This is a genomic window from Betaproteobacteria bacterium (assembly GCA_016720855.1).
GTDB lineage: Bacteria > Pseudomonadota > Gammaproteobacteria > Burkholderiales > Usitatibacteraceae > FEB-7.
This window is the reverse complement of record JADKJU010000001.1, coordinates 209,778-234,835: the sequence shown is the minus strand read 5'-3', so window position 1 is coordinate 234,835 and position 25,058 is coordinate 209,778. Positions and strand designations below refer to the sequence as shown.

The 25,058-nt window shown below is 66.1% G+C and carries 21 protein-coding genes and 5 tRNA genes; 14 read left to right on the top strand and 12 right to left on the bottom strand.

The genetic code is table 11. The annotated features are described in order from the left end of the window. Window positions 1–39: 39 nt before the first annotated feature. The 3 genes from IPP91_01030 to IPP91_01020 form a co-directional block, all read right to left on the bottom strand. A complete protein-coding gene (locus IPP91_01030) occupies window positions 40–564 on the bottom strand; it encodes a DUF11 domain-containing protein (GenBank protein ID MBL0140670.1) in 525 nt (174 codons plus the stop codon). A gap of 492 nt (window positions 565–1,056) precedes the next feature. Further along, window positions 1,057–1,146 (bottom strand) — tRNA-Ser (locus IPP91_01025). 60 nt (window positions 1,147–1,206) lie between these two features. Next, on the bottom strand, window positions 1,207–1,740 hold the full coding sequence (locus tag IPP91_01020) for a redoxin domain-containing protein (GenBank protein MBL0140669.1): 534 nt from the start codon (window positions 1,738–1,740) through the stop codon (window positions 1,207–1,209). Window positions 1,741–1,825: 85 nt separating this feature from the next. Between IPP91_01020 and IPP91_01015 the strand changes: the two genes are divergently transcribed. The 5 genes from IPP91_01015 to IPP91_00995 all read left to right on the top strand — a co-directional run bounded on the left by IPP91_01015 (window position 1,826) and on the right by IPP91_00995 (window position 7,548). Beyond that, window positions 1,826–3,172 carry an aspartate aminotransferase family protein gene (locus tag IPP91_01015; GenBank protein ID MBL0140668.1) on the top strand — a complete coding sequence of 449 codons (1,347 nt, stop codon included), beginning with the start codon at window positions 1,826–1,828 and terminating at the stop codon, window positions 3,170–3,172. A 29-nt stretch (window positions 3,173–3,201) separates the two neighbouring features. Then, complete coding sequence (locus IPP91_01010; GenBank protein MBL0140667.1) at window positions 3,202–4,170, top strand: TAXI family TRAP transporter solute-binding subunit; 969 nt, start codon at window positions 3,202–3,204, stop codon at window positions 4,168–4,170. Between the two features lie 80 nt (window positions 4,171–4,250). Next, on the top strand, window positions 4,251–6,842 hold the full coding sequence (locus tag IPP91_01005) for a TRAP transporter permease (GenBank protein ID MBL0140666.1): 2,592 nt from the start codon (window positions 4,251–4,253) through the stop codon (window positions 6,840–6,842). Window positions 6,843–6,844: 2 nt separating this feature from the next. Then, the gene (locus IPP91_01000; protein ID MBL0140665.1) at window positions 6,845–7,441 is read left to right on the top strand and encodes a hemerythrin domain-containing protein; all 597 of its coding nucleotides are present in this window, start codon (window positions 6,845–6,847) and stop codon (window positions 7,439–7,441) included. 31 nt (window positions 7,442–7,472) lie between these two features. Beyond that, window positions 7,473–7,548, top strand: a tRNA-Arg gene (locus tag IPP91_00995). A 164-nt stretch (window positions 7,549–7,712) separates the two neighbouring features. Here the strand turns inward: IPP91_00995 and IPP91_00990 are convergent. Continuing rightward, complete coding sequence (locus IPP91_00990; protein MBL0140664.1) at window positions 7,713–8,633, bottom strand: HD domain-containing protein; 921 nt, start codon at window positions 8,631–8,633, stop codon at window positions 7,713–7,715. A 175-nt stretch (window positions 8,634–8,808) separates the two neighbouring features. On the opposite strand from IPP91_00990, the gene IPP91_00985 reads away from it, so the two are divergent. From IPP91_00985 to IPP91_00975, 3 genes are all read left to right on the top strand, one after another. Further along, window positions 8,809–9,021: a YdcH family protein gene (locus IPP91_00985; protein ID MBL0140663.1), complete on the top strand. Its 213-nt coding sequence runs from the start codon at window positions 8,809–8,811 to the stop codon at window positions 9,019–9,021. Window positions 9,022–9,167: 146 nt separating this feature from the next. Beyond that, window positions 9,168–10,295, top strand: a complete 1,128-nt coding sequence (locus IPP91_00980) for an efflux RND transporter periplasmic adaptor subunit (GenBank protein MBL0140662.1) — start codon at window positions 9,168–9,170, stop codon at window positions 10,293–10,295. A gap of 16 nt (window positions 10,296–10,311) precedes the next feature. Then, entirely contained in the window at window positions 10,312–13,407 is a 3,096-nt protein-coding gene (locus tag IPP91_00975; GenBank protein MBL0140661.1) for an efflux RND transporter permease subunit, read from the top strand. Between the two features lie 75 nt (window positions 13,408–13,482). On the opposite strand, the gene IPP91_00970 is transcribed toward IPP91_00975, so the two are convergent. The 4 genes from IPP91_00970 to gltX form a co-directional block, all read right to left on the bottom strand. Further along, the gene (locus IPP91_00970; GenBank protein ID MBL0140660.1) at window positions 13,483–14,106 is read right to left on the bottom strand and encodes a lytic transglycosylase domain-containing protein; all 624 of its coding nucleotides are present in this window, start codon (window positions 14,104–14,106) and stop codon (window positions 13,483–13,485) included. A 297-nt stretch (window positions 14,107–14,403) separates the two neighbouring features. Then, window positions 14,404–14,479: transfer RNA gene (locus tag IPP91_00965), tRNA-Glu, on the bottom strand. Between the two features lie 44 nt (window positions 14,480–14,523). Then, window positions 14,524–14,599 (bottom strand) — tRNA-Ala (locus IPP91_00960). A gap of 49 nt (window positions 14,600–14,648) precedes the next feature. After that, window positions 14,649–16,031 carry a glutamate--tRNA ligase gene (gene gltX, locus IPP91_00955; GenBank protein MBL0140659.1) on the bottom strand — a complete coding sequence of 461 codons (1,383 nt, stop codon included), beginning with the start codon at window positions 16,029–16,031 and terminating at the stop codon, window positions 14,649–14,651. A 94-nt stretch (window positions 16,032–16,125) separates the two neighbouring features. Here gltX and IPP91_00950 point away from each other — a divergent pair. Both IPP91_00950 and IPP91_00945 read left to right on the top strand, forming a co-directional pair. Next, window positions 16,126–16,200: transfer RNA gene (locus tag IPP91_00950), tRNA-Val, on the top strand. A 141-nt stretch (window positions 16,201–16,341) separates the two neighbouring features. Beyond that, window positions 16,342–16,656, top strand: a complete 315-nt coding sequence (locus IPP91_00945; protein MBL0140658.1) for a class I cytochrome c — start codon at window positions 16,342–16,344, stop codon at window positions 16,654–16,656. 63 nt (window positions 16,657–16,719) lie between these two features. Here the strand turns inward: IPP91_00945 and IPP91_00940 are convergent, their stop codons facing one another. The 4 genes from IPP91_00940 to IPP91_00925 all read right to left on the bottom strand — a co-directional run bounded on the left by IPP91_00940 (window position 16,720) and on the right by IPP91_00925 (window position 20,723). Beyond that, the gene (locus tag IPP91_00940; GenBank protein MBL0140657.1) at window positions 16,720–17,007 is read right to left on the bottom strand and encodes a cytochrome C'; all 288 of its coding nucleotides are present in this window, start codon (window positions 17,005–17,007) and stop codon (window positions 16,720–16,722) included. A gap of 65 nt (window positions 17,008–17,072) precedes the next feature. Further along, window positions 17,073–18,479 (bottom strand): NapC/NirT family cytochrome c, encoded by a 1,407-nt coding sequence (locus tag IPP91_00935; protein MBL0140656.1) that lies wholly within the window; start codon window positions 18,477–18,479, stop codon window positions 17,073–17,075. Between the two features lie 124 nt (window positions 18,480–18,603). After that, on the bottom strand, window positions 18,604–19,476 hold the full coding sequence (locus IPP91_00930) for a hypothetical protein (GenBank protein ID MBL0140655.1): 873 nt from the start codon (window positions 19,474–19,476) through the stop codon (window positions 18,604–18,606). After that, on the bottom strand, window positions 19,476–20,723 hold the full coding sequence (locus tag IPP91_00925; protein ID MBL0140654.1) for a cytochrome c3 family protein: 1,248 nt from the start codon (window positions 20,721–20,723) through the stop codon (window positions 19,476–19,478). The genes IPP91_00930 and IPP91_00925 overlap by 1 nt, the downstream gene beginning before the upstream one ends. Before the next feature lie 200 nt (window positions 20,724–20,923). Between IPP91_00925 and IPP91_00920 the strand changes: the two genes are divergently transcribed. The 4 genes from IPP91_00920 (at window position 20,924) to IPP91_00905 (ending at window position 25,032) form a co-directional block, all read left to right on the top strand. After that, entirely contained in the window at window positions 20,924–22,306 is a 1,383-nt protein-coding gene (locus IPP91_00920) for an MBL fold metallo-hydrolase (protein MBL0140653.1), read from the top strand. 82 nt (window positions 22,307–22,388) lie between these two features. After that, the gene (locus IPP91_00915) at window positions 22,389–23,867 is read left to right on the top strand and encodes a PAS domain S-box protein (protein ID MBL0140652.1); all 1,479 of its coding nucleotides are present in this window, start codon (window positions 22,389–22,391) and stop codon (window positions 23,865–23,867) included. Continuing rightward, window positions 23,864–24,511 carry a response regulator transcription factor gene (locus IPP91_00910; protein MBL0140651.1) on the top strand — a complete coding sequence of 216 codons (648 nt, stop codon included), beginning with the start codon at window positions 23,864–23,866 and terminating at the stop codon, window positions 24,509–24,511. Before IPP91_00915 ends, IPP91_00910 begins: the two co-directional genes overlap by 4 nt. A gap of 137 nt (window positions 24,512–24,648) precedes the next feature. Further along, window positions 24,649–25,032 (top strand): response regulator transcription factor, encoded by a 384-nt coding sequence (locus IPP91_00905; protein ID MBL0140650.1) that lies wholly within the window; start codon window positions 24,649–24,651, stop codon window positions 25,030–25,032. The last annotated feature ends 26 nt before the right edge of the window (window positions 25,033–25,058 follow it).

Here is a 25,058-nt window from a genome sequence, read left to right as displayed (position 1 = left end):
GGCGCGGGGCCGGTTCCGGGGGATTCGATCGGCCATGTCTCATCGGCCACCTGCCTTGCCGCCAGGATCGTTCGGCGGGCGGTCGTCCAGTACCCGGACGCGCGCGGAGAACGATTTCTCCTTCCCGCCGGAAAGTTCTCCCGCCAGCCAGCGCAGCGCGCGGTATTCGCCGGGGGGAACGGCTTCCTCCACCTGCCTGCCGTCGCGCATCACGGTGCGCTTGAGCGGCACATCGGCAAAGAGGCGTGCGTCGAGGCTCGCCGACACGCCCGCAGGGCGGGCCGTCCCGGGGATGAATTCCGTCTGCGAGGGAATCGGGATGGTGGCCTTGAGTCCCTTGAGCGCTTCCTTGCCGGCGTTGCGGTAGGTGGCGGTGTACTCGATCACATCGCCCGGCCTGGCATTCGTCGCCTCGACGAGGCTTTCGCGGCCATCGACCAAGACGACCTTGCTCGCGACGAGGCGCGACTCGAGCGGCTCGGCGGGCGCCTGTGCAAGGGCCACGGGGGCCGTTGCCGTGGCGAACGCCAGGATGGCCAGGGCCCTGCTGAATTTCTCCCTCATTGCTGCCGATCTCCTTTTCGTGGCCCGGAACGGATATCGGACCCGTGATGGGCCTTGTGGGCCGCCATGAGTGAAATTGTAGGGATGCGGCGCCCGGCGGCTTGTGACGAAAGGCACAGTTCCGGTACCTGCCCGCTTTACAGGCGAAACACGGGGGGAGTTGCCACGGACGCGGGGCGGGACAGCGCCGACACGATCTCGGTCAGACGGCTCCACGGCAGGCGCCAGTTCTCGCGCGTCGCCGGGCACCGCGCTTGGCGAACTCGTGCGCGGCCGCCTTCAGGAAACGTTTCGCGGTCGCAATATCCTGGCCCGACCTGCCCTGAAGTGGCATCCGCCTTCTCACTCGTATTGAAACTTTTGTTTGAAACTGAATTATGCCTTGTTTTCATAGTGTTGCAAAACGTTTCTCAACGGGTTTTGCAACATTTTCCGGGGGCCGGGGGGGGGGAACGAAAAAAGCCCGGCAGATGCCGGGCTTCGTCGGGGAACTGGCGGAGAGGGTGGGATTCGAACCCACGGTACCCCGGAGGGTACTTCAGATTTCGAGTCTGACGCGATCGACCACTCTGCCACCTCTCCGGAGGCAACTCGAAGGGCGCGATTATAGCCGACCGAGGCGCTGAGTTCGACCCCTGGAATTCAGCGCGGAAACTTCGTGAGGGCCGCGAGCAGCTCGTCTACGTGCTGGGGCCCTACGGGGTCCTTCCAGACGCGATCGACCTTGCCCTGCGCATCGACGAGGACAACCAGCTTGCGAGCGAACTTCAGGAAGCCCAGGTTCACCAGCGCCCCGTAGGCCTTCGTCGTCCGCCCGGCAGGGTCGCACAGTACGCCCGGCACCACTCCGTGGGAGAGGCCGTAGGCCCGAGCCGCCTCCACCTCGCTCACCACCACTGTCGCAAGTGATGCGCCGGCGGAAGCGATGGCGGGCGCCGCGGCGACGAGCCGCTCGACCACGGCCAGGCATTCCGGCGTTTCGTCCTGGGGATGGAAAACGATGACGGCGCGCGCTCCGCGCAGGGCCGAAAGCGAATGATCCGCCCCGTCGGTCCCCTGCAACCGGAAGTCCGGCGCCTCGGCGCCGGGCGCGGGAGGTTCGCCGGACTGGGCGATCGCCAGCCACGTCACGACCATGACGGAGAAGACGACCATGACGACAAGAACGATTTCCATGGGGGATGGGATAGATTGGCGCCCGGCAGTGTAGCAGCGCCGCCTCAAGGGCGCCCTCTCGGTGCTATCCTTCCGACACCCCGCCATGACCAACATCCTCCACCGCAGCCTTCGCGGCACCCTGCCCTTTGCCGTATCGGCCAAGGGCCTGCGAATCACCGATCGCGAGGGCCGCGAGTACCTCGACGCCTGCGGCGGCGCGGCCGTTTCCTGCCTCGGGCACGGCCATCCGGAAGTGCTCGCGGCGATGCATGCGCAGATCGATCGCGTGGCCTACGCGCACACGAGTTTCTTCACGACGCAGGTGGCCGAGGAGCTTGCCGACACACTCATCGCCGATGCGCCCCGGGGGATGTCCCACGTTTACCTCGTTTCCGGCGGCTCCGAGGCGATGGAGGCCGCGCTCAAGATGGCGCGGCAGTATTTCGTGGAGACCGGCGAGCCCGAGCGCAGCGTCTTCATCGGCCGCCGCCAGAGCTACCACGGCAACACGCTGGGGGCCCTCGCCGTGGGCGGCAATGAATGGCGGCGCAAGCAGTTCGCCCCGCTCCTCATCGACGTCGCGCGCGTGTCGCCGTGCTACGAATATCGCGATCGGCTGTCCTACGAGACGCCCGAGGCCTACAGCGAGCGCCTGGCGGCCGAACTCGAGGCGAAGATCCGGGAGGTGGGGCCGAAACGGGTCATCGCCTTCGTGGCCGAGACCGTCGTTGGCGCGACAGTGGGCGCCGTGCCGCCCACGCCGGGTTATTTCAGGCGGGTGCGCGAGATCTGCGATCGGCATGGCATCCTGCTCATTGCCGACGAAGTGATGTGCGGAATGGGCCGCACCGGCACGCTTTACGCCGTCGAGCAGGAAGGCATCGTTCCCGACCTCGTGGCCATCGCCAAGGGGCTCGGCGGCGGCTACCAACCCATAGGCGCGGTGCTCGCCCAGGCGATAATCGTGGAAGCCTTGCGCAAGGGCAGCGGCCTCTTCCAGCACGGCCACACCTACCTCGGGCACCCGGTAGCCGCGGCGGCGGCGCTCGAGGTGCAGAGAATCATCAAGCGCGACAACCTGCTCGAGGTTGTGCGCACCCGTGGCGCCTATTTCGAGAAGCGCCTGCGCGAGGCGCTGGGCGGCCACCCGCATGTGGGCGACATCCGCGGTCGCGGCCTCTTCCGCGGGGTGGAACTGGTGGAGGACCGCTCGACCAAGCAGCCCTTCGACCCGTCGCACAGGCTGCACGCGAAGATCAAGGCGAACGCGATGGCGCGCGGCCTCATGGTCTATCCCATGGGCGGCACCATCGACGGTGTGCGTGGCGACCACGTGCTGCTCGCGCCCCCTTTCATCGCCACGCAGGCCGACCTCGACGACATTGTCGGTCGGCTCGCCGAGGCCATCGAGACCAGCACCGCAGCCCTTCGGCGCACGGCGCAGGTATGACCCACCGACCCACCATGAGGAGACCCACAATGAAACGAATCACCCTCGGCATCGCCTTCGCCGTGGCCGCGGCCTTCTGCGCGCCCGACGCGGCCGCGCAGCAGAAATACGTGACCATCGGCACCGGCGGCGTCACCGGCGTTTACTACGCCGCGGGCGGAGCCATCTGCCGCCTCGTGAACAAGGACCGCGCCAAGCACGGCATCCGCTGCTCGGTGGAATCCACCGGCGGCTCCGTGTTCAACATCAACACCATCAAGGCCGGCGAGCTCGACCTCGGGGTGACCCAGTCCGACGTGATGTACAACTCGGTCAAGGGTCTCGGCCAGTTCAAGGACGCTGGCGCCTATGGCGACCTGCGCGCCGTGATGTCGCTGCACCCGGAGCCGTTCACCGTGGTCGCGCGCAAGGAAGCCAACATCAAGTCCTTCGCCGACTTCAAGGGCAAGAAATTCAACGTGGGCAACCCCGGATCCGGCACGCGCGCCTCGATGGAGGAACTGCTGGTCGCCCTGGGCTGGAAGATGAGCGACTTCGCGCTGGCCTCGGAACTCAAGGCTGACGAACACGGCCCGGCCCTTTGCGACAACAAGATCGACGGCTTCTTCTACGCGGTGGGCCACCCGTCCGCGAACATCCAGGACCCGACAACGAGCTGCGGGGCGAAGCTGATTTCCCTCACCGGGCCCGCGATCGACAAGCTCGTCGCGGACAAGCCGTACTACGCCAAGGTCTCCATCCCGGCGGGCCTGTATCCGAACAACCCGCAGGCGACCGAAACCTACGGCGTGCTCGCCGCGCTGGTGAGCTCCTCCAAGGTGCCCGCCGACAGCATCTACGCCGTCGTGAAGGCCGTGTTCGACAACTTCGAGGAGTTCAAGAAGCTGCACCCGGCGCTCGCCCACCTCAAGCCCGAGGACATGGTGAAGAACGGCCTGTCGGCCCCGCTGCACGAGGGAGCCGCCCGCTACTACAGGGAAAAGGGCTGGATCAAGTGAGAACCGCCCGGCGTCTGCCGGGATGAGGCCGCACGCGGGGTGGGCATTGGCCCGCCCCGTTTTCGCTTGATGGGGGAATCGTGGAAGAAAACAAGAACCCGGTCGAACCGAGCATCGATCTCCAGCAACTGGTGGCGGACGCGGACACCGGCGGGCGCGAAGTCGGCGGCCCGGTCGGCAAGCTCATCCTGTTCGTGGCGGTCGGCTGGTCGCTCTTCCAGCTCTGGTACGCGTCCCCGCTTCCGTTCGTCTTCGGCTGGGGCGTGCTGAACGACACCGAGGCACGCTCGCTGCACCTCGGGATCGCCCTGTTCCTCGCCTACCTCTGCTATCCGGCCCTGAAGAGTTCCGGCCGCAAGAGTGTCCCGTGGCACGATTGGATCCTCGGTGTGGCCGGAGCGATCGCCGGCGCGTATTTCCTGCTGTTCTACGTGCAGCTTTCGACGCGGCCCGGCCAGCCCAACCTGCAGGACATCATCGTGGCCTGCACGGGCCTCGTGCTCCTGCTCGAGGCCACCCGCCGCGCGGTCGGGATGCCGATGATGGTGCTGGCGATCCTCTTCCTCATCTACATCATGTTCGGCAAGTACATGCCGGACATCCTCGCGCACAAGGGTGCCTCTCTCGAACGGATGCTTTCGCACCAGTGGCTCACGACGGAGGGTGTCTACGGCGTGGCGTTGGGAGTCTCGTCGTCGTTCATCTTCATCTACGTGCTCTTCGGTGCGCTGCTCGACCGCGCCGGCGCGGGCAACTACATGATGCAGGTCTCGATGGCGCTCCTGGGCCACCTGCGCGGCGGCCCGGCCAAGGTGGCCGTGGTGTCCTCCGCGCTGAACGGGCTCATCTCGGGGTCGTCCGTCTCGAACGTGGTCTCGGGCGGCATCTTCACCATCCCGCTCATGAAGAAGGCCGGTTACGGCGGCGTGAAGGCGGGCGCGATCGAAACCATGAGCTCGGTGAATGGCCAGATCATGCCTCCCGTCATGGGGGCGGCCGCGTTCCTGATGGTGGAGTACGTCGGACTCACGTACACCGAGATCTGCAAGCACGCCTTCCTGCCGGCAACGCTTTCCTACATCGCGCTTTTCTACATCGTGCACCTGGAGGCGCTGAAGATCGGGCTCGAACCCTTTGCGCCGGGACGCGCACGCGGCGCGCGCGAGCGCATCACCGGATGGGGCCTGGGGATCTCCGGGACGATCGCCGTGCTCTGCGCGATCTATTTCGTGGCGGAGGCCGCCAAGAACCTTCTGGGCGAAGCGGCCGGCTGGGTGCTCGGATTCCTCCTGGCCGCCCTTTACATCGGGTGCCTGCGCATCGCGGCGAAATGCCCCGACCTGCCGGTGGACATCGACGTGAAGAACCCGGTGCTGCCCGAGACGTGGCCGACGGTGAAGGCGGGACTGCACTTCCTCATCCCCTTCGGGATGCTCATCTGGTGCCTCATGATCGAGGAGATGTCGCCGGCGCTGTCCGCCTTCTGGGCGACGCTTTCGCAGCTCGTGCTGATGGCCACGCAGCGGCCGCTCACCAATATCTTCCGCGGCAAGGGCTTCGCCCTGCCGGAGGTGAAGGCCGGATTCCACGAGATCTTCCTCGGACTCAACGACGGCGCCCGCAGCATGATCGGCATCGCCATCGCAACCGGCACCGCGGGCATCATCGTCGGGGGCATCACGCTCACGGGCGTGGGCCTGCGCATGACCGAATTCGTCGAATTCGTGTCGATGGGCAACGTGATGATCATGCTGCTCTTCACGGCCTTCGTGTGCCTGGTGCTGGGCATGGGCGTGCCCACGACGGCAAACTACATCCTGGTCGCCACCCTCATGGCGCCGGTCGTCGTGGAGCTGGGCGCGCAGTCGGGCCTCGTCATCCCGCTCATCGGCGTGCACCTCTTCGTCTTCTATTACGGAATCATGGGCGACATCACGCCGCCGGTGGGACTGGCGAGCTTCGCGGCGGCCGCGATATCGGGCGAGGACCCGATCCAGACCGGCATCCAGGGCTCGGTCTACGCGCTGCGCACCGTGGTGCTGCCCTTCGTGTGGATCTTCAACCCGCAGCTCCTCCTCATCGACGTGCACGGCTGGTGGGAGCTCTTGCTCGTGATCTCGTCGGCCACGGTGGCCTGCCTCGTCTTCGCCGCCGCGACGATGAACTATTTCCAGACCCGCAGCCGGTGGTGGGAAACGGTGATACTGCTGGTTGCCGTGTTCATGCTCTTCCGGCCCAACTTCTTCATGGACCAGTTGTATTCGCCCTGGGAATCGCGGCCGGCGAAGACGCTCTACCAGATCGTCAAGGAACTGCCGGAGGACGAGGATCTCGTGGTCGTCCTGCAGGGCACGAACGTCGAGGGCGACGAGGTCACCAAGACAGTGTCCGCCCAGTTGGGAAAACCGGCAGACAGCCGCACGCGGCTTTCCGCCGTGGGCGTCACCTTCACGATACTGGGCGACGAGGTTCGCGTGGCGACCGTGAAGTTCGGAAGCCGCGCCAAGCGCGGCGGCTTCGAGCAGGGCTGGAAGGTGAAGGAGATCAAGGTCCGCTCCGACGCGCCCTCCGAGCACTGGGTGTTCATCCCGGCCTACGCGCTCGTTGCGTTCATCTACTTCCTGCAGCGCCGGCGGATGGCCTCCGCAAGATTGGCGACGGGGGCCGCGTAACGATGACGGAGAACAACACCGCGCTGCCGAAGTCGGCGCAATCCGCCCTGTCGATCATCAGCGGGGAGCACCAGGGTTTCGCAACGGCGCTCAACTCGCTGATGCGCCACCTCACGCCGGTTCGCGAGCGCCGGGTGAATCCCAACTACGATCTCTTCGGGACGATCCTGTCGTACATCGACACCTTCATGGACCGGCTCCACCATCCCAAGGAGGATGAGCACCTGTTCCGGGCCGTGCGCACCCGGACCACCGAGGCGGACGCGGTGCTGCTCGAACTGCAGCACGGGCACGCGCGCGGTCCGGCGGATTTTCGCGAGCTGCACGAAGCCCTGCGCCGCACGCGTGGCGGCAGCGCCGCCGAGATCGAGACTTTCGCGATCATCCTCGACCGCTATGCGGCAGAGTCGCGGGAGCACATGCGCAAGGAAGGCAGCATCGTCGTTCCGATCGCGCTGAAGGTGCTCACGCAGGAGGACTGGGAGACGATCGACCACGCCTTCCGCGACAACCGCGATCCGTTTTTCGGCACCGGTCCACAGGGACGCGACGAGACGCTCTTCAAGGCCCGGTACGGCTTCCCCTCCGCGGGGCAGTGAGCATTCCGCGTGCGATAATCCGCTTGGCAGCGCCCCGGTAGCTCAGTGGATAGAGCGGCCCCCTCCTAAGGGGCAGGTCGCACGTTCGATTCGTGTTCGGGGCGCCAGATATTCATGGGGAACGAGGAATGTGTTTCCCGTCGTACCTGCCTGGACTCCCGCAAAAGTCGCGCAAATGTGGCGGATGCATAGGTCGGCATCCGTTCGCAACTCGTGACGGAACTTGCCGATGGCCTCATTCATGCAGACCGCGAACGGGTCCCGACGATGGTCAGTTGATGGTCACCGGCGGGATCCGGCGCAACTGGAGCAAGGGCCCGGACTTGAGCTTCTCGGCAAAGCGGATGTTGCACCGCACCGCATCCATGTAGAGGTTGGCGCCGCCGAAATGGCCGCGCGCGTATTCGTACGCGCCACCGAGGTCGTGGTCCAACCGCTTCGAGGCGGAGACGAAGAAACCGGGCGTCTTGCGGATGAGGTCGTCGGCGGAGGCGAAGACGGTCACCTCGCCCGCGCTGGTCTTTCGCCGCGCAATGCCGCCATCCACGAACTCCGGGTAGAGACGGTCGTGGCATTTCTCGAGGTAGCAGCGGTCCGACATCTGCGCAATGATGTCGGCCGACCCGAGCAGGCTTCCGAGCAGGCGGTAGATCGGATGCGGAAGGCGGATCGCGCCCACTGCCCGCTCGTACCCGGTGAAATGAAGCACCGGCCCCGCGATGGTCGCGAACTCGCCCAGGCCGACGGTCGGCAGGTAATCACGCAGGAACCGGGCCCCGCGGGAGACATGGATGCGCGTGTACTCGGCGCCGCACCGGTGGCGGCGGTCGTTGCGGCGACGGATATAGCCCATGTCGTGAAAGAGAGCGCACACGATTCCCAACTGGAATAGCCGCGCGCCGATCGCCGGACCGTCGCCGCGCGTACGCTCGTAGCCGTCCAGGAGGCGGGCCATCGCGAGCGACACTTCGAGCACGTGCTGCAGGTCGTGGTATGCCGTGTCGCACTTCTCGTACGCCGGGTTTTCGCCCCGGTACAGTGCCTCGACATCGTCGAAGGCGCGCTCGATCGTCGGTGCCTGGGACCCGGGATAAAGCGCATGGTGGATGCGGGCGATCTCCAGCTTCACGCAGCCCGGGTCCGTGGTGTTGATCCGGTTGCTCACGTCGAAATCATTGCGGCGGAATTGCATCGCGCGCCTCTTATTGAGTGCAACCTGTTGTTTTGTCACCCCTTGGCAAGGGGCTATCACGCCATTTTGAGCGGAATTCCGGACCCTCGCAAGGGCGGCCTGATCGCTGTCAAGACTAGCCAATTCGACGCCTTGGGAGTAAGGTTTCACGGACATCTTCAGAGGAAAAAGACCCATGCCGACCATCGCGGAGAATGCCGAGGAAATCAAGCGGCGCATCGGGGAGTTGAACCTCGAACACCGTGACCTCGACCGCGCAATCGAAGCACTCGAACTCAACCCCTTCCACGACGAATTGCAGCTGAAGAGACTCAAGAAGCGAAAACTCATGCTCAAGGACCAGATCTTCATGCTGCAGCGGCAGCTGGTCCCCGATATTCCCGCCTGACAAAAGCGCCCCCGGCTTTCCGCCGGTAGCGGCCCGGAGTGGACTCCCGGCCCCTTGCAGGCTCCCTTTCGAAATCGGCATTCCTCGCGGCGGCAGGTGAGCGCCCCGCGAAGGGTCGATAATCGCTTTTTTCCCGGCCTCACGTCATGAAGACCACCCACATCGCCGGCGCCCTTGCCGCCCTAGCAACCGTCGGATCCCTGTCCTATTGGGCGGGTTCCCGCAGCGGCCCTGCGCCCGCCCCGGTCGCGCAGAAAGCCGCCGGCGGCGCCCCGGCGGGCATCGCGGTCGAGGCGTTCCGGGTGGGAACCGTGAAGCTGCCGCAGTCCATCACCACCGTGGGAAGCCTTCGTTCCGACGAGTCGATCATCGTGCGCCCCGAAATCGCGGGGCGCATCGCCGAGATCCTGTTCACGGAAGGCCAGCGCGCCACGCGCGGGCAGGTGCTCGTCCGCCTCGACAACTCGGTGCAGAAGGCGGACCTCGAGCGTGCCCGCGCGAACCTCACGCTCTCGCGCTCGAAGTACGAACGCGCCGTTGACCTGCGCTCCAAGGGGTTCATCTCCAGCCAGGCCACGGACGAGGCCGAGAACACCTTCAAGGTCGCCCAGGCCGACGTCGAACTCACGAACGCCCGGCTGGCAAAGACCGAGCTCATGGCCCCTTTCGCGGGAGTGATCGGGCTGCGCTCCGTGAGCGTCGGCGACTACGTGAAGGAGGGGCAGGACGTCGTGAACCTGGAGGCGATCGATCCCCTCAAGGCCGATTTCCGCGTTCCGGAAGTCTTCCTCTCCCAGGTCAGGGCGGGGCAGACGCTGCAGGTGAACCTCGACGCCCTGCCCGGCAAGTCGTACCCGGGCCAGGTCTTCGCGATCAACCCGCTGATCGATGCGAACGGCCGCTCCATCGTGATCCGCGCCCAGGTCCCCAACCCTGAAGGGCGCCTGCGGCCGGGGATGTTCGCGCGCGTGCGCCTCTTCACGAGCGATATCCGCGACACGCTCGTCATCCCCGAGGAATCGATCATCGCGGTCGGCGAGGACAAGTATGTGTACCGCGTCGCGGATGGAAGGGCGCAAAGGCAGAGGGTCGACATCGGCCAGCGCCGCGACGGCAAGGTCGAGGTCGTCACCGGCCTGAGCGCCGACGACCAGGTGGTGACCGCAGGCGTGGTGAAGCTGCGCGACGGGGCGCCCGTTCGCGTGGTGAACGAGGCCTCGGCCGATGTCCCCGTGGGCAAGGCGAACGACGCGCCGGCCAAGGGAAATTCCTGAGCGAATCGCCCCCGCCATGAACCTGCCCGAGATCTGCATCCGCCGTCCCGTCCTGGCAACGGTGCTGTCGCTCGCGGTGCTGCTCGTGGGCCTCATCTCCTATTCGCGGCTGTCCGTGCGCGAATATCCCCGCATCGACGAGCCGGTCGTCACGGTCCAGACAACGTACACCGGAGCGAGCGCAGAAGTCGTCGAGTCGCAGATCACGAAGGTGCTCGAGGATTCGCTCGCCGGCATCGAGGGCGTGGACGTGATGACCTCGGTTTCGCGCACCGAAACTTCCCAGATCACGGTGCGCTTCCGGCTCACGCGCGATCCCGACTCGGCGGCCGCCGACGTACGCGACAAGGTCGCGCGCGTGCGGGCGAGGCTTCCGGAGGCGATCGACGAGCCCGTGATCGCCAAGGTGGAGGCCGACTCCTTTCCCATCCTGTGGATGTCGGTCACGTCCGCCACGAAGGATGCCATCGAGGTCTCCGACTACGTCTCGCGCTACGTGAAGCCGCGCCTGTCCACGCTGCCCGGCGCGGCGGACGTTCGCATCTTCGGGGAGCGCAAGATCTCGATGCGCATCTGGCTGGATCGCAGCAAGCTTGCGGCCTACCGGCTCACGCCGGCCGACGTCGAGGACGCCCTGCGGCGGCAGAACGTGGAGATCCCCGCCGGCCGCATCGAGAGCGACAAGCGCGAGTTCTCCGTGCTGTCCCAGACCGACCTGCAGACCCCGGCGCAGTTCGATTCGATCGTGGTGCGGGAAGTCTCGGGCTACCCCGTGAGGATCCGCGACCTCGGCCGCGTCGAGGTGGGCCCGGCCGACGAGCGCGTGATCACGCGCTTCATGGGTGCGCGATCGGTGCAGATGGGCATGATCAAGCAGGCGGTGGCGAACCCTCTGGAGCTGTCGCGGGCGGTCCGCAAGGAACTCGTCGAGATCAACAAGACGCTTCCGGACATGAAGATCGAGGTCGTGTACGACTCGTCCGTGTTCATCGAGGAGTCGATCCGGGCCGTCTTTCGCACCATCGTGGAGGCGATCGTCCTGGTTGCCCTCGTGATCTTCGTCTTCCTGCGCAATCCCCGCGCCACGCTCATCCCGCTCGTGACCATCCCGGTGGCCCTGATCGGCGGGTTCGCGTTCATGTATGCCTTCAACTTCAGCGTGAACACGCTCACGCTGCTTGCCATGGTGCTCGCGATCGGCCTGGTGGTGGACGACGCGATCGTCGTGCTCGAGAACATCTTCCGGCACATCGAGGACGGGATGCCGCGGCTGGAGGCGGCGCTCGTGGGCGCCAAGGAGATCGGCTTCGCCGTGATCGCGATGACGCTCACGCTGGCGGCGGTGTACGCGCCGCTCGCCTTTGCCACGGGCCGCACCGGCCGGCTGTTCATCGAGTTCGCCCTGGCCCTCGCCGGGGCTGTGCTGGTATCGGGTTTCGTGGCGCTCACGCTCTCGCCCATGTTGTGCTCGAAGCTGCTGCGGCACGAGACAAGGCACAGCGTGATCTACAACGCGATCGAGGGCTTCTTCACTCGGATGACGGAGGGTTATCGCCGCGCCCTTGACCTGGCGCTGCACCACCGCATCTGGGTGGTGTCCGGAGCCGTGCTCGTCGCGCTTGCAAGCTACGTGCTCTTCGCGAGCATGCGCTCGGAACTCTCGCCGAGCGAGGATCGCGGCGTCATCTTCGGCTTCGTCTCGGCGCAGGAGGGATCCACCGTCAATTTCACGGCGGACAACCTCAAGCACCTGGAGAGGCTCTACGAGCAGACCCCCGAGACCAGCAGGTACAACGCGCTGGCCGGCTTTCCGACCGTGGCCGACGGGCTCGCCATCGCGAGGCTGAAGCCCTGGGATGAGCGCAAGCGCAGGCAGCAGGAGATCACGACGGAACTCGCCCCGAAGTTCGCCCAGATCCCCGGCGTTCGCGCCTTCCCGACCAACCCGCCCTCGCTCGGCCAGTCCCCGCGCAACCGCCCGGTCGAGTTCGTCGTCATGACCCAGGCGCCCTTCGAGGTCCTGCAGCAGATGGTCGATCGCCTCATGGCCGAGGCCGCCAGGAACCCGGGCCTGCAGAACCTCGATTCGGACCTTCGCCTGGACAAGCCCGAGCTCAAGGTGAGCGTGAACCGCGACAAGATCGTGGACGTGGGCGCGACGGTGGAGTCGGTGGGCCGCACGCTCGAGACCATGCTGGGCGGCCGACAGGTGACGCGTTTCAAGAAGGACGGCGAGCAGTACGACGTGATCGTGCAGATCGTCCCCACGGACCGCCGCTCACCCGCGGACATCTCCGACATCTACGTGCGCGGCAAGTCCAACGAAATGATCCAGCTCTCGAACCTCGTCGTGGTGCGCGAGTCGGTGGCGCCCAAGAGCCTGAACCACTTCAACCGCATCCGGGCAACCACGATCACCGCCACCCTCGCCCCCGGATATGCGCTGGGCGATGCCCTCGCCTACATGCAGGACGCGGCGAAACGGGTACTGCCGCCCACGGTGCAGACAGACCTCAACGGCCAATCCCGGGAATTCCGCGACTCCTCGACCGATATCTACTTCGTGTTCGTGCTGGCGCTGATCTTCATCTACCTCGTGCTCGCGGCGCAGTTCGAGAGCTTCATCGACCCCTTCATCATCATGCTCACCGTGCCCCTGTCGATGACGGGGGCGCTCTTCGCGCTCAAGGTCTCCGGAGGAACGCTCAACGTGTACAGCCAGATCGGGCTCATCACGCTGGTGGGCCTCATCACCAAGCACGGCATCCTGATCGTGGAATTCGCCAACCAGATGCAGGCGAAGGGCCACGACGTGATGGAGGCGGTCCAGAAGGCCGCGGTGCTGCGCCTGCGGCCCATCCTCATGACCACGGGCGCGATGGTGCTCGGCGCCGTGCCGTTGGCGACGGCCAGCGGCGCAGGGGCCGAATCGCGCCAGCAGATCGGGTGGGTGATCGTGGGCGGACTGCTGCTGGGCACCGTGCTCACGCTCTTCGTGGTGCCCACGGCCTACACGCTCCTCGCCCGCCGCCACAAGACCTTCGAGCAGCGACTCGAGGAAGACCGCACGGAGACCGGCAAGCAGGAACTCCAGCCGGCGGCGGCCGACTGACCGGCCGGGGCTCGGCGCAGAAATGAGAAGGGCCGCTCGCGAGCGGCCCTTTTCGCTTCCAGCGTTCGCCGGCCGTCAGCCCTGGCGGGCGCGGAACTTGTGGTAGTAGTCGATGACCTTGGGCACGTACGCGGCCGTTTCCGCGTACTGGGGAATGCGGTTTCCTGCCCGGATGACCGCGTTCTCGCCCGCGTTGTAGCCGGCGACCGCAAGGCGCATGTCGCCCTTGAACATCGCCAGCAGGTCCTTCAGGTAACGCACTCCGCCGTGCACGTTCTGCACCGGATCGAAGATGTTCTGCACCCCGTAGCGGCGGGCCGTGTCGGGCATGAGTTGCATGAGCCCCGACGCGCCCTTGCGGGACAGCGCGTTCGGGTTGTACCCCGACTCCGCAGAAATGACGGCGTTAACCAGCGCCGCATCCACCCCATGGCTCTTCGAGGCCGCCTCCACGATCCCCTGGTAGCGACGAATGTCGGCTTCCGTAGGCATGAACACCTGGGCGGGCCGCGGCGCCGAACCCGGCTCGCGGCGAATGAGCTTGTAGCGCCGGTCCAGGGCCGGGATGTTGGTGAAATGGACCACGCCACGCTCGTCGGTGAACGAATAGATGTCTGCCCGGGACTCAAGGGAGCCCAGCAGGGAAGCCGCGCAAACCGCGGCCAACGAAACGGCATGGGACCAGCGCATGGGAGTCATTCTACGACAGATAATCGGGCCAGTGTAACGAAACCACTTGAATAATCAAGCATAACCCGCTAATTGATATGGGATTTAAATGTGTATCCGCGAAAATTTGAGGTAGCAGGCTGACGCGCGCTCCGGGCTTCGTGTCGTGGCAGTCGCTCCGGCACGAACCGAGTGTGCCTGCTTCCTTCTTGAAATCAGTGCCCTCGACGCGCAGCAGTGTTCCGGATTTCCGGAGGTGTATGCGACATCTCCAGCGACACAACCAAGAAAAAGGGGTTACGGATTCCCGTAACCCCTTGAATTTACTGGCGTCCCCACGGGGATTCGAACCCCGGTTATCGCCGTGAAAGGGCGGTGTCCTAGGCCTCTAGACGATGGGGACATGAAAACGGAAGCCTGGCGGCTTCCGGTTCCCGTCGTACTCGTTGGTGGAGGTAAGCGGGATCGAACCGCTGACCTCTTGCATGCCATGCAAGCGCTCTCCCAGCTGAGCTATACCCCCAACAGAGCCCGCGATTATACCGGCGGACGCGAAGTCTTGCAAAGCGACTTCATCCGCGGGCCGCGTGTCGCAGGCGCTCGAGCACGACTTCCTTGCGCAGCGCGGCCACGATCGCGTCGATCGCCTTGGTCTGGGCCTTGCGGGTGACCGCCACGCGTAGCGGCATCATCACCTCCGGCATCTTCAATCCGCGGCCCTTCACGAATGCCTGGAGCGCGGCCTTGACGCCGGCTGCGCTCCACTCGATCGGCTCGAGTGCAGTGGCCAGTTCGCCCACGATGGCGCGGCCCTTTGCGTCGAGGTATTGCTCGACGACGGCAGGATCGGTGGTCACCGGCGAGGCAAGCTCGTGCAGGAAGGCCTCATGCTCGCCCACGAGCGACCAGCTGCCCTGGCCGACTGCCGTCATGGCAACCGGGTCCATCGCCTCGACGATCTCGGCGTGCAGAGCCGGGTTGCGCGAACGGATGCCCTCCACGAGCGCTTCGGCGGGGATGCGCTTCAGGTACTCGCCATTGAGCCACCTGAGCTTCTCGGGGTCCCAGCGGGCCGGCGAGCGGCTCACGTGCTCGAGATCGAACCATTCGACCAGCTGCTCGCGGGAGAAGACTTCCTCGTCGCCGTGGGACCAGCCCAGCCGCGCCAGGTAGTTCACCAGCGCGTCCGGCAGGTATCCCTCGTCCCGGTATTGCAGAACGCTTACCGCGCCGTGACGCTTGGAGAGCCGCTGCCCGTCGGCGCCCAGGATCATGGGCATGTGGGCGAAGAGCGGCACCTGCGCCCCGAGCGCCCGGTACAGGTTGATCTGCCGGGGCGTGTTGTTCACGTGATCGTCGCCCCGGATCACGTGCGTCATCGCCATGTCCACGTCGTCCACGACGACGCCGAAGTTGTAGGCGGGCACTGCGTCGCCGCGCAGCAGGACGAGGTCGTCCAGCTCCTCGTTCGAGACCGTCACCGGCCCCTTCACGAGGTCGTTCCAGGTGACGGCGCCTTCGAGCGGGTTCTTGAACCGGATCACCGCCGGGCGCCCGGGCGGTGGCGTATCGGTGGAATCACGCCAGCGCCTGTCGTAGCGCGGCTTTTCCCCGCGGGCGACCTGCGCCTCGCGCATGGCGTCGAGTTCATCCTTCGTGCAATAGCAGCGGTAGGCCTTGCCCTCGCGAACGAGCTGCTCGGCGATTTCCCGATAACGGGCAAGACGCTCCATCTGATAGAAAGGTCCCTCGTCCCAGTCGATGCCGAGCCAGGAAAGGCCGTCGAGGATGGCCCTGACGGATGCCTGCGTGGATCGTTCCTGGTCCGTATCCTCCACGCGCAGGATGAACTTGCCGCCGTGGCGCCGGGCGTAGGCCCAGCAAAGAAGCGCCGTGCGGGCGCCGCCGATGTGTAGGTAGCCCGTTGGGCTGGGGGCGAAGCGGGTGCGGATCATGGGGATGTGGCGCGAGGCAAAGCGGCATTCTAATGGGTCACGCTGCTCGAGACCGTGCCTGTCGCGCCGATTTCGGCTAAAATGCGCGCCTTTCGGGAGATTAGCTCAGCGGTAGAGCACGCCCTTCACACGGGCGGGGTCACTGGTTCGATCCCAGTATCTCCCACCAAGTTTGAAACGGGGGCCACCCCCCCCCCCCCCCCCCCCCCCCCCCCCCCCCCCCCCCCCCGGCGTTAGTAGTCGTGGCAATCCACAGGCGAGTTGTGAAAGAATAGCGCCGCCTACCGTCCAACGAACTCAGGAGAACCTGATGAAGAAGCTGTTTATCCCCCTCGCTTTCGCCGCCCTCGCCGTTCCCGGAATCGCCCTCGCCGACGCGGCCGGCGACGCCAAGTCCAACGGCTGCCTGAAGTGCCATGCGGTCGACAAGAAGAAGGACGGCCCGGCATTCAAGGAAGTCGCCAAGAAATACAAGGGCAAGGCCGATGCGGAAGCCAAGCTCACCGCCATGCTTTCCAAGGGCGTCAAGATCAAGGTCGACGGCGTGGAAGAGGATCACAAGACTGTCAAGGGCGGGGATGCCGCTGTGGCAGGTGGCATCGCCAAGTGGATCCTTGCCATGTAAGGAGGGTTTCGCTCCAATGAAAAACGCCGGCTCGCGCCGGCGTTTTTTTTTGCTTTCGTGAGCCTACTTCGCGCCGATCATGAAGCCGATGGCCTTCTTCAGGTCGTCGTCGGACGCATCGACTTCGGGGTGATCCTTGCCCTTCACCGTGCCGGCGAGCTTGCCGATCGCGGCCTTGTCGCCCTTGTACTTGGCCGTCAGGTCCTTGACCGAGGCGCCCTTCTTCTTCTTCTCCATGTCGTGGCACTTCACGCAGCCCTTGGACTTGTAGGTGGCGTCGTCGGCCGAGGCCGGCATCGATGCGGCAATGAGGCCGCCGGCGGCGGCCAAAGCGATCAACAAGCGTTTCATGACATCTCCCTGGTTGAAGGCAGCCCCGGGGCCCATCCCTGGCGCGGCCGTGATTCCTTGATGCGCTAGCCCTTCTTCGCCGGCTCGGCGGCCTTCGCCGGTTCCGCCGCGGCCGGCTTCGGCGGCTCGACGGAGAGGTTCACGCCCGGCCAGGTGCGACCGTGGCAGGCCGGGTTGGCGCAGAAGTTTCCGCCCTGCTTGCCCTGCTTGAGCGGCGTTCCGTGGCACTTCTCGCATTCCGGGCCAACGTCGTCGCTATGGGTGTGCATGAAGTTGGGCCGCTGGTGGCTCTCGGGCTGTTTCTCCCCGACCTTTTCCGGAAGGAGCGAGGCGACACTGCCCTTGCCGTTCTCCCGGGTGACCTGCGGAAGCGAATGGCAGAGCGTGCACTGAAGGCGGATGGCCTCGCCCTTGTCGTTGTAGTGCTTGCCGTCGTGGCAGCGGAAGCAACCCGGCGTGTCGGCGTGCCCCGTATGGTTGGGGAACGATTTCCACGAAAATCCCTTCTCCTGGAAGGACGAGGCAAGCAGGATCTCCCGCATCGCCTTGTTGAACTTCTGCTCCGCCTGCTTGTGCTCGGGGGCCGTGGCGGCCTTGGCGGTCGCATCCGCAATCAGCTTGTCGATCTTCGCTTCGCGTTCCTTGGGCTCCCCGGTCAATTCGCCCAGTGCATTGGTGAGGGCGACCGCGCGCGCCTTTGCCGAAGGCAGCGAGCGATCGATCTTTCCGGTTCGGATGGCTTCATCCACCACCACCGCGGGATTGGGGAACGGGTGGCCGACGGCGTTGTGGCAGTCGTAGCAGGCCATGGCCCGCGGCTCCAGCAGCGACATCTGCTGCCGGGTGAGCTTCGTCTCGCCGTCGGTGTAGGTGACTTTCGTGCCGTCGGGTTTTTTCACCTGCACCCACGGAATTTCGCGGCGCTGCGGATCCGGCGAGATGAAGCTCACCTCGTTCTGGATATGCCAGTGGATGCCCTTGGTGTAGCCCTCTCGGATCGCATCCATGCCGGTGTGCAGGATGATCCTGGTGCGCGACTCGCTGTTTTCCGGATCGGTCCCGTAGTGAATTTTCACCGCCACGCTGTCATTGTGCACGGCGGCCGGATAGTGGCAGCTTTCGCACGCCTCCCGCGAGGGCCGCAGGGTTCCGGAGGTGATGGGTCGCTCGTAGCCGACGATCATGCCCCACAGTTCCTTGGCATGCGTGGGCTTGAGCGCCAACTGCTTCAAGGTGGACGTACGCCCCATGTGGCATTCGACGCAGTTCACGCGCGCATGCGCGCCGACCTTGTGGGCGGCACTTTCCTCGGGGTGAACGGAGTGGCACATCACCGCGCAGAAGGTGTTGCTGTTCGAGAACTCCCAACCCGCGATGCCTGCCGCCGAAAGCACGGCAACGCCGACGAGTCCCAACACGATGGCAGTCACGCCGCCCACCATCAGCGACTTGCGGCCCAATTGAATTCTCATCTCTCCTCACTCCTCCTGGTTACCCCGAGCCCGCGCGACTTCGCTCCGGCCCCCGGGTCCCGCCCCGACAGTCGCAGGGCCGGACGAGCCGGCCCTGAAGCACGAATTGTACTGCCGCGCGATCTCAAGCGAGCACGCTGTACAGGATCATGATCACCGTCAGGGTGCCCAGGGTGACTGCGGTGCCGCCCACGACATAGCCGAACACCTTCGTCCATGGGGTCGGCGGAGAGGCTTCGGCAGCCTCGAGCCGACCTTCGCTCACGAGCCGGCGGTATTCGTTCGGCCGTTCGTCCTTCATCTCGTGCTCCGGAATGCGGCCGGTGAAGATCACGAGGTCCATGGGGAACTTCTCGGGGCGCAGGTGGCCGTTGAAGAAATGGATGGTGAAAATGAACCCCACCGCCAGCAGCGCCTCCTCACCATGGACCACGGTGGCGACGTTGAACATCCAGCCGGGAAGGAAGGCCGCGAACTGGGCCGGGAACCACAGCATGAGACCGGAGCCGCCGATGATCGCCATGCCCCAGAAGACTGCCCAGTAGTCGAATTTCTCCCAGTAGGTCCAGCGGTCGAACTGGGGCCGGGGCCCCTTGCCCACGAACCACAGGAAATGCCGCCAGAGGTCGATGACGTCCTGCGGCTGCGGGACCATCGAGTTCGGCCCCCACACCACCGCCAGGAACCCGGTGCGGCGGACCGCGCCGACGAAGAGGCGCACCACGTGCAGGGACCACACGGTGATCATCACGCCCGCGCAGATCCGGTGGATGAGGGCGGCCGACTGGAACCCGCCGAGGGCGCGAGCGAGGGAGGCGGCCCAGGCCTGATCGGAGAAGAGCGGTGGGAGGCCCGTGATCGCGCAACCGACGAATGTGAACATCAGGAACGCGTGCATCACGCGGTCGATGCGGTCGAACCGCTGGTAGTACTTCTGCGCGGCAGGAGGATGCCCTGCCTGCGCCGTGGCCGGTACGGGCTGGATCTGGCTTGCCATCAGTGTTTCTCCGCTTCATTGGCCGGCCGGGCGCGCTTTGCCTTCATTTCCGCGAGCGACCGGTAGAGCCACAGGATGGTGTGCAGGCCGAAGAACGCGAAGACGCCTGCGAGCAGGATCTGCATGAACTTGGTGGTGTAGTACAGGATCAGGCCGCTTTCCTTGCTGTGCTTGTTGGCGTGCGGCTGGAACTGCACGAAGTTGGCGTTGGCTTTCGGGTGGCACGCCTGGCACGTGGCGAGGATGCGCTGCTCGGAAACCCGGGACATCGGATTGGATTTGGGCAGGACTTCGTGGGCGCCGTGGCAGCTGGAGCAGGTCGCGATGCGCGCGAACCCGAGGTCCGTCACCTGGCCGTGGTAGGTGTCGCGGTACGTCTTCATCTGCTCCACGTGGCATCCGCCGCATTCCTTGATCACGTCCACCTGCCACTTCGGCAACTTGGGTTCCGTGATGGTGTGCGCCCCGTGGCAGTCTGTGCAGCCCGGCGCCGTCATCACCTTGGCCGCGCGCATCTTGCCGTGCTCGCTTGCGCTCCAGGCCTTCTTGACCTTGCCGTGGCAGGTGCCGCAGGTTTCGGGAATATTCGCGCGGGAGATTGAGCTCGCCGGATCGCTCTTCGGGCGCATGTCGTGCGACCCGTGGCAGTCGGTGCAGACGGGCACCTTGTCCTTCGCCTTGCTGTCACCACGGAGCAGTTTCCCGTGCACGCTGTCGTGGTACTTGGCGGAGACATTGCCCCCGGGAATCTTGCCGCGCTTCAGGAGGTCCTCGTTTCCATGGCAGGCCCCGCACGTCGCCTCGATCCTGCCGCGGCTCATGAGCGAGTCGTCGTCGGCGATGGGCTTGATGTCATGCGTGCCGTGGCAGTTCGAGCAAGTCGCCGCCACCCCGTTGCCCCCGGCGCGCGCCTTGCCATGGATGGTCGTGGCGTACTCCTTCACGGCCTTCTCGTGGCAGCTCGAGCACTGGGCGGGCTTGACCGACTTGTGCGGGTACCTTCTGACTCCCTCGTCCGCATGGCACTCGATGCAGGCGGCCTTGCCGGCACCGTGCATCGTCTTCGCGAACTGCTCGGGGTCGATCTTGACCGGCTTGCCCGCGGCGCTCTTGTCCGTGGGCTCGGCCTCGGCATGGCAGCCGAGGCACTTCTCGTTCGGATCGACTGCCTTCCCCTCGGCCGGCTTGGCCATCGACAGGGCCGAAAACACCAGCATCAGGGCAAGGGCGATCCCTCGAATCGTCACGCGAATCATCTTCAGTTTCCCTGCGCGAATCGCCATCGCCTCTGCCCGGGACCCGGGCCACGCATCGGAGGGATGCGCGCGAGGCACTGGCGCTGGACTTCTTCGATGTGCAACTTCTCACGGTGGGGGGTATCCGGTGTTGATATGGGTCAAGTGGGAAGGCTCGCCGTCCCCCTTTCCTCCGCGGTTAGAATCGGCGCATGCAGATCCGCTTCCTCGGTGCCGCGCGCGAAGTGACCGGCTCCTGCTTCCTCGTCGATACCGGCCGGATGCGCTTCGCCGTCGATTGCGGAATGCACCAGGGAGGGCGGGAAGCGGGCCCGAAGAATCGTGCCTTCCCAACATTCGATCCCGCCGGCCTCGATTTCGCGCTGGTCACGCACGCCCACCTGGACCATTGCGGACTGCTTCCGGTGCTGTCGTCCCGCGCGCCGGCCCTGCCGATCTACACCACGCGCGCCACGGCCGACCTGCTTCCGGTGATGCTGCTCGACAGCGCCCACATCCAGGCACGCGAGGCAGCCCACGCCGCGCGTCACGGAGCGCCCGTCGCGGCTCCCCTGTACAGCGTCGGGGATGTCGGGCGCGCGATGCGCAAGGTGAACGGCGTGCCCTACGACGTGGAGTTTCGCCCGCACCCCGATGCCCGCGTTCGCTTCCTAGACGCGGGCCACATCCTCGGGTCGGCCATCGCCGAGGTGCGCCTGCGCGACGGCGGACGCGAGCGTCGCGTCGTTTTTTCCGGCGACCTCGGCCAACCGGCACGCCCGGTCGTGCGCGACCCCGAAGTGGTCCCGCTCGCCGACGTCCTCCTCGTGGAGTCCACTTACGGCAACCGCCTGCACAAGTCGATGGACGAGACGGTGCGCGAACTCGTGAGTGCCGTGAAAGACACGCTCGGCAAACGCCGTGGCAACCTCATCGTGCCCGCTTTCGCCCTCGGCCGCGCGCAGGAAATGCTCGTTCTCCTGTTCGAGCTTTGCGAGCGCGGCGAACTCGAGGGCCTCAACGTGTTCGTCGATTCCCCGCTTGCCCGCCAGGCAACCGAGGTCACGCTGGCGCACCTTGAGTCCCTGGATCCCTCGGTCGCCCGGTTCGCGCAGGCCCTGCGGCGCAGGCGCCTGCCGTACCGGCTGCGCTTCACCCGCACGCCCGAGGAGTCGATGGCGATCAACACCATCCGCTCGGGGGCGATCGTGATCGCCGCGAGCGGCATGTGCGAGGCCGGGCGCATCCGCCACCACCTGCGGCACAACCTCGGCCGTGAGGAGTGCGGAATCCTTTTCACCGGGTTCCAGGCGGGGGGCACGCTGGGCCGCCGGCTCGTGGAGGGCGCCCGCAGCGTTCGCCTGTTCGGGGAGACCGTGCCGGTACGTGCGCGGATCCACACGCTCGGCGGGCTTTCCGCCCATGCGGACCAGCGGGCGCTCCTGGCGTGGCTCGCAGGCTTCAAGCGGCCACCCTCGAGCACCTTCGTCGTCCACGGCGAGGAGGCGTCGGCCCTCGCCTTCGCCGCGACCGTCGAGGCAACCCTCGGCTGGCAGGTCCGGGCGCCCGGGCCTGGCGAGATGGCGGAATGCTGAGGGCAGCGCTGCGCACGCGCCCTGCCGCTCCTGCTATCCTTTCGGGCAGGATGTAACCTTTCCCGTAACGTCCTCCCCGCCCATGTCCCCCCTCGACCTACCTCCCACGGAAGCCGCCGACCGCTGGCGCGAGGCCGTTCTCACGGCCGGCCTCGCCGTGTTCGATTGGGATGTCCGCGCAAAGCGCGTCTACCGGTCGCCGGAGATGCTTGCCACCTGGGACTATCCCGAGGGGCCCAACGAATCCGTCGATGCCGCCCGGGAGATCATCCATCCCGACGACTTTGCCGCCTTCTGGGTGCGCATGTCGGAGGTGGAAAGCGGCTCCCTCGAGCGCGCCACGCTGGAGATCCGCATGCGGGCGCGCGACGGCACCTGGCGCTGGATCCGCTGGCGCGCGCGCGTCGTGAGCCGCGGCGAGGACGGGCGCGCCGCCCGCGTGGTCGGGACGGTGAACGACATCGACGAACTCTGGAAGGGGCGCGACATCGCGCGCGAAAGCCAGATGCGACTGCAAGGCATCGTCGATTCGGCCATGGACGCAATCATTTCCATAGACGACCAGCAACGCATCACGCTGTTCAACCGCGCGGCCGAGCGAATTTTCGGCTACGAACCGCGCGAGGTGCTGGGGCAGCCGCTCGACCTGCTGGTCCCCGCCCGCTTCCACCGCGATCACCACCGTCACGTCGACGGCTTCGGGCGCACGGGCATCTCGAGCCGGCCGATGATGGCACAGCGGATCGTCACGGCGCTGCGCAAGGGCGGTGAGGAATTCCCCATCGATGCCTCGATCTCCCAGAACGAGATTCGCGGCCAGCGCTTCTTCACGGTGATCCTTCGCGATGTCGCCGTGCGCGAGCGCACGCGGCGCGAACTCGCCCAGGCGCGCGAGGATCTCAGGGAGCTCGCGGTGGCCTCGCGCACGGCGCGCGAGCAGGAAAACAGCCGCATCTCCCGGGAGCTGCACGACGAGCTGGGCCAGAACCTCACCTCGCTCAAGATGGACCTCGCGTGGCTCGAGTCCAATTGCCCGCCGGGCAACGAGAAGTTCATGAAGACGATCGGGGGGATGCGTTCCGTTCTCGACAGCACGGTGGCGGCCACCCGCCGCATCTCCGCCGACCTGCGCCCGCTCATGCTCGACGATCTGGGGCTCCTGGCCGCCCTCGAGTGGCTGGCCGAGGAAACCTCGCGCCGGCACGGCTTCACCGTCGATCTCGCCGTGGACGAGGCAAGCGGAAGCCTCGACGAACCCCTGGCCTCCCAGGTCTATCGCATCGTGCAGGAGAGCCTCACCAATGCCGGTCGCCACGCGGCCGCGCAGAACGTGCGCGTGGCCCTGCGAGCGATCGGCCCGGAGGTTCACCTCGACATCCATGACGATGGCCGCGGGCTCGCCCCCGACGACCTCAGGAAGAAGGGCTCGTTCGGACTCGTCGGCATCCGCGAGCGCGTCTATACGCTGGCGGGCTCCGTCGAGATCCGCGGCGACACCGGCCGCGGCACGGCAATTCACATTCGCCTGCCCCATGGACCGGCCGCCGGGAGCCGACCGTGACCCGCGTCCTCGTCGCCGACGATCACGCCATCGTGCGTGAGGGCCTCAAGCGCATCCTCGAAGGCCAGGAGGGCATCGAGATCGCGGGGGAGGCGACCAACGGACACGAGGTGCTCGACCGCGTCCGCGAGGGAGGGTTCGACATCCTCATGCTCGATCTTTCCATGCCGGGGAAGAGCGGGATCGAGCTCATCAAGCAGGTCAGGGACGAGAGCCCGAGGCTGCGCGTGCTCGTCCTCACCATGCACGAGGAGGACCAGTACGCGGTGCGCGCGATTCGCGCCGGCGCCTCGGGATACCTCACGAAGGAAAGCGCGCCCGGCCAGCTGGTCTCGGCGATACGCCGCCTCGCCGAGGGGCGCCTCTACATCAGTCCCAACGTGGCCGAGCAGCTGGCGCTGGACGTCCAGCCTCGCGGCGACGAAGCGCCCCACAAGCACCTGTCGGACCGCGAATTCGAGGTCTTCCAGCTGCTGGTGAGCGGCCGCAGCGTCTCCGACATCGCAGCGCAGCTGCACTTGAGCGTGAAGACCGTCAGCACGCACAAGACGCGGATCCTGCAGAAGATGAGCGCCAGTTCCGTCGCGGATCTCGTCCGGTACGCGATCCGCCACCGGATTTCCGCGGAACCCCCGGTCGCCTGATCCCCGCTGGTAGGACGATTCCTACTCCATTACGCGGCAGTCTCCTACCCCCCGAATCAGCCCGCGCCGATAGGACGGACGGGGAGCACCGCGCAGAATGCCGCCATGACCTCCCACGGCGCATTCACTCTCTCGCGATGAACCTCTTCATCGTCGAGGATTCGATTCCCGTCCGCGAGCGCCTGGTGCGCACGATCGAGGACCTTCCCGGGCTCGATATCGTGGGTACCGCCGAGGACGTTCCCGCGGCGATCGACGGCCTCACGAGTTCCCCGCCCGACGCACTGATCCTCGACCTGCAGCTCCCCAGCGGAAGCGGCCTGCAGGTGCTGCGCGCAGTTCGCACACGCCTTCCGCACATGCGCGTGATCGTCATGACCAACTTCGCCGCCGAGCCCTATCGCAAGGCCGCGATGGCCGCCGGCGCGGAAATCTTTCTCGACAAGTCCGCGGAGTTCGGCCGCGTGCGCGGCATCCTGAGCGGGTGGCGCGACGAAGCGGATTCCGGCGTCTTCCACTGATTCCCCGATATCCAAGCGAAAGGAAA

What these genes read in the sequence shown, in the direction of transcription:
- IPP91_00985 (MBL0140663.1), top strand. Translation starts at nt 8,809, where the DNA reads ATGCCGACCATCGCGGAGAATGCCGAGGAAATCAAGCGGCGCATCGGG.
- IPP91_00930 (MBL0140655.1), bottom strand. Translation starts at nt 19,476, where the DNA reads ATGGCAAGCCAGATCCAGCCCGTACCGGCCACGGCGCAGGCAGGGCAT.
- IPP91_01020 (MBL0140669.1), bottom strand. Translation starts at nt 1,740, where the DNA reads ATGGAAATCGTTCTTGTCGTCATGGTCGTCTTCTCCGTCATGGTCGTG.
- IPP91_00940 (MBL0140657.1), bottom strand. Translation starts at nt 17,007, where the DNA reads ATGAAACGCTTGTTGATCGCTTTGGCCGCCGCCGGCGGCCTCATTGCC.
- IPP91_01015 (MBL0140668.1), top strand. Translation starts at nt 1,826, where the DNA reads ATGACCAACATCCTCCACCGCAGCCTTCGCGGCACCCTGCCCTTTGCC.
- IPP91_00945 (MBL0140658.1), top strand. Translation starts at nt 16,342, where the DNA reads ATGAAGAAGCTGTTTATCCCCCTCGCTTTCGCCGCCCTCGCCGTTCCC.
- IPP91_00905 (MBL0140650.1), top strand. Translation starts at nt 24,649, where the DNA reads ATGAACCTCTTCATCGTCGAGGATTCGATTCCCGTCCGCGAGCGCCTG.
- gltX (MBL0140659.1), bottom strand. Translation starts at nt 16,031, where the DNA reads ATGATCCGCACCCGCTTCGCCCCCAGCCCAACGGGCTACCTACACATC.
- IPP91_00990 (MBL0140664.1), bottom strand. Translation starts at nt 8,633, where the DNA reads ATGCAATTCCGCCGCAATGATTTCGACGTGAGCAACCGGATCAACACC.
- IPP91_01030 (MBL0140670.1), bottom strand. Translation starts at nt 564, where the DNA reads ATGAGGGAGAAATTCAGCAGGGCCCTGGCCATCCTGGCGTTCGCCACG.
- IPP91_00920 (MBL0140653.1), top strand. Translation starts at nt 20,924, where the DNA reads ATGCAGATCCGCTTCCTCGGTGCCGCGCGCGAAGTGACCGGCTCCTGC.
- IPP91_00975 (MBL0140661.1), top strand. Translation starts at nt 10,312, where the DNA reads ATGAACCTGCCCGAGATCTGCATCCGCCGTCCCGTCCTGGCAACGGTG.
- IPP91_00915 (MBL0140652.1), top strand. Translation starts at nt 22,389, where the DNA reads ATGTCCCCCCTCGACCTACCTCCCACGGAAGCCGCCGACCGCTGGCGC.
- IPP91_00970 (MBL0140660.1), bottom strand. Translation starts at nt 14,106, where the DNA reads ATGACTCCCATGCGCTGGTCCCATGCCGTTTCGTTGGCCGCGGTTTGC.
- IPP91_01010 (MBL0140667.1), top strand. Translation starts at nt 3,202, where the DNA reads ATGAAACGAATCACCCTCGGCATCGCCTTCGCCGTGGCCGCGGCCTTC.
- IPP91_01000 (MBL0140665.1), top strand. Translation starts at nt 6,845, where the DNA reads ATGACGGAGAACAACACCGCGCTGCCGAAGTCGGCGCAATCCGCCCTG.
- IPP91_00980 (MBL0140662.1), top strand. Translation starts at nt 9,168, where the DNA reads ATGAAGACCACCCACATCGCCGGCGCCCTTGCCGCCCTAGCAACCGTC.
- IPP91_00935 (MBL0140656.1), bottom strand. Translation starts at nt 18,479, where the DNA reads ATGAGAATTCAATTGGGCCGCAAGTCGCTGATGGTGGGCGGCGTGACT.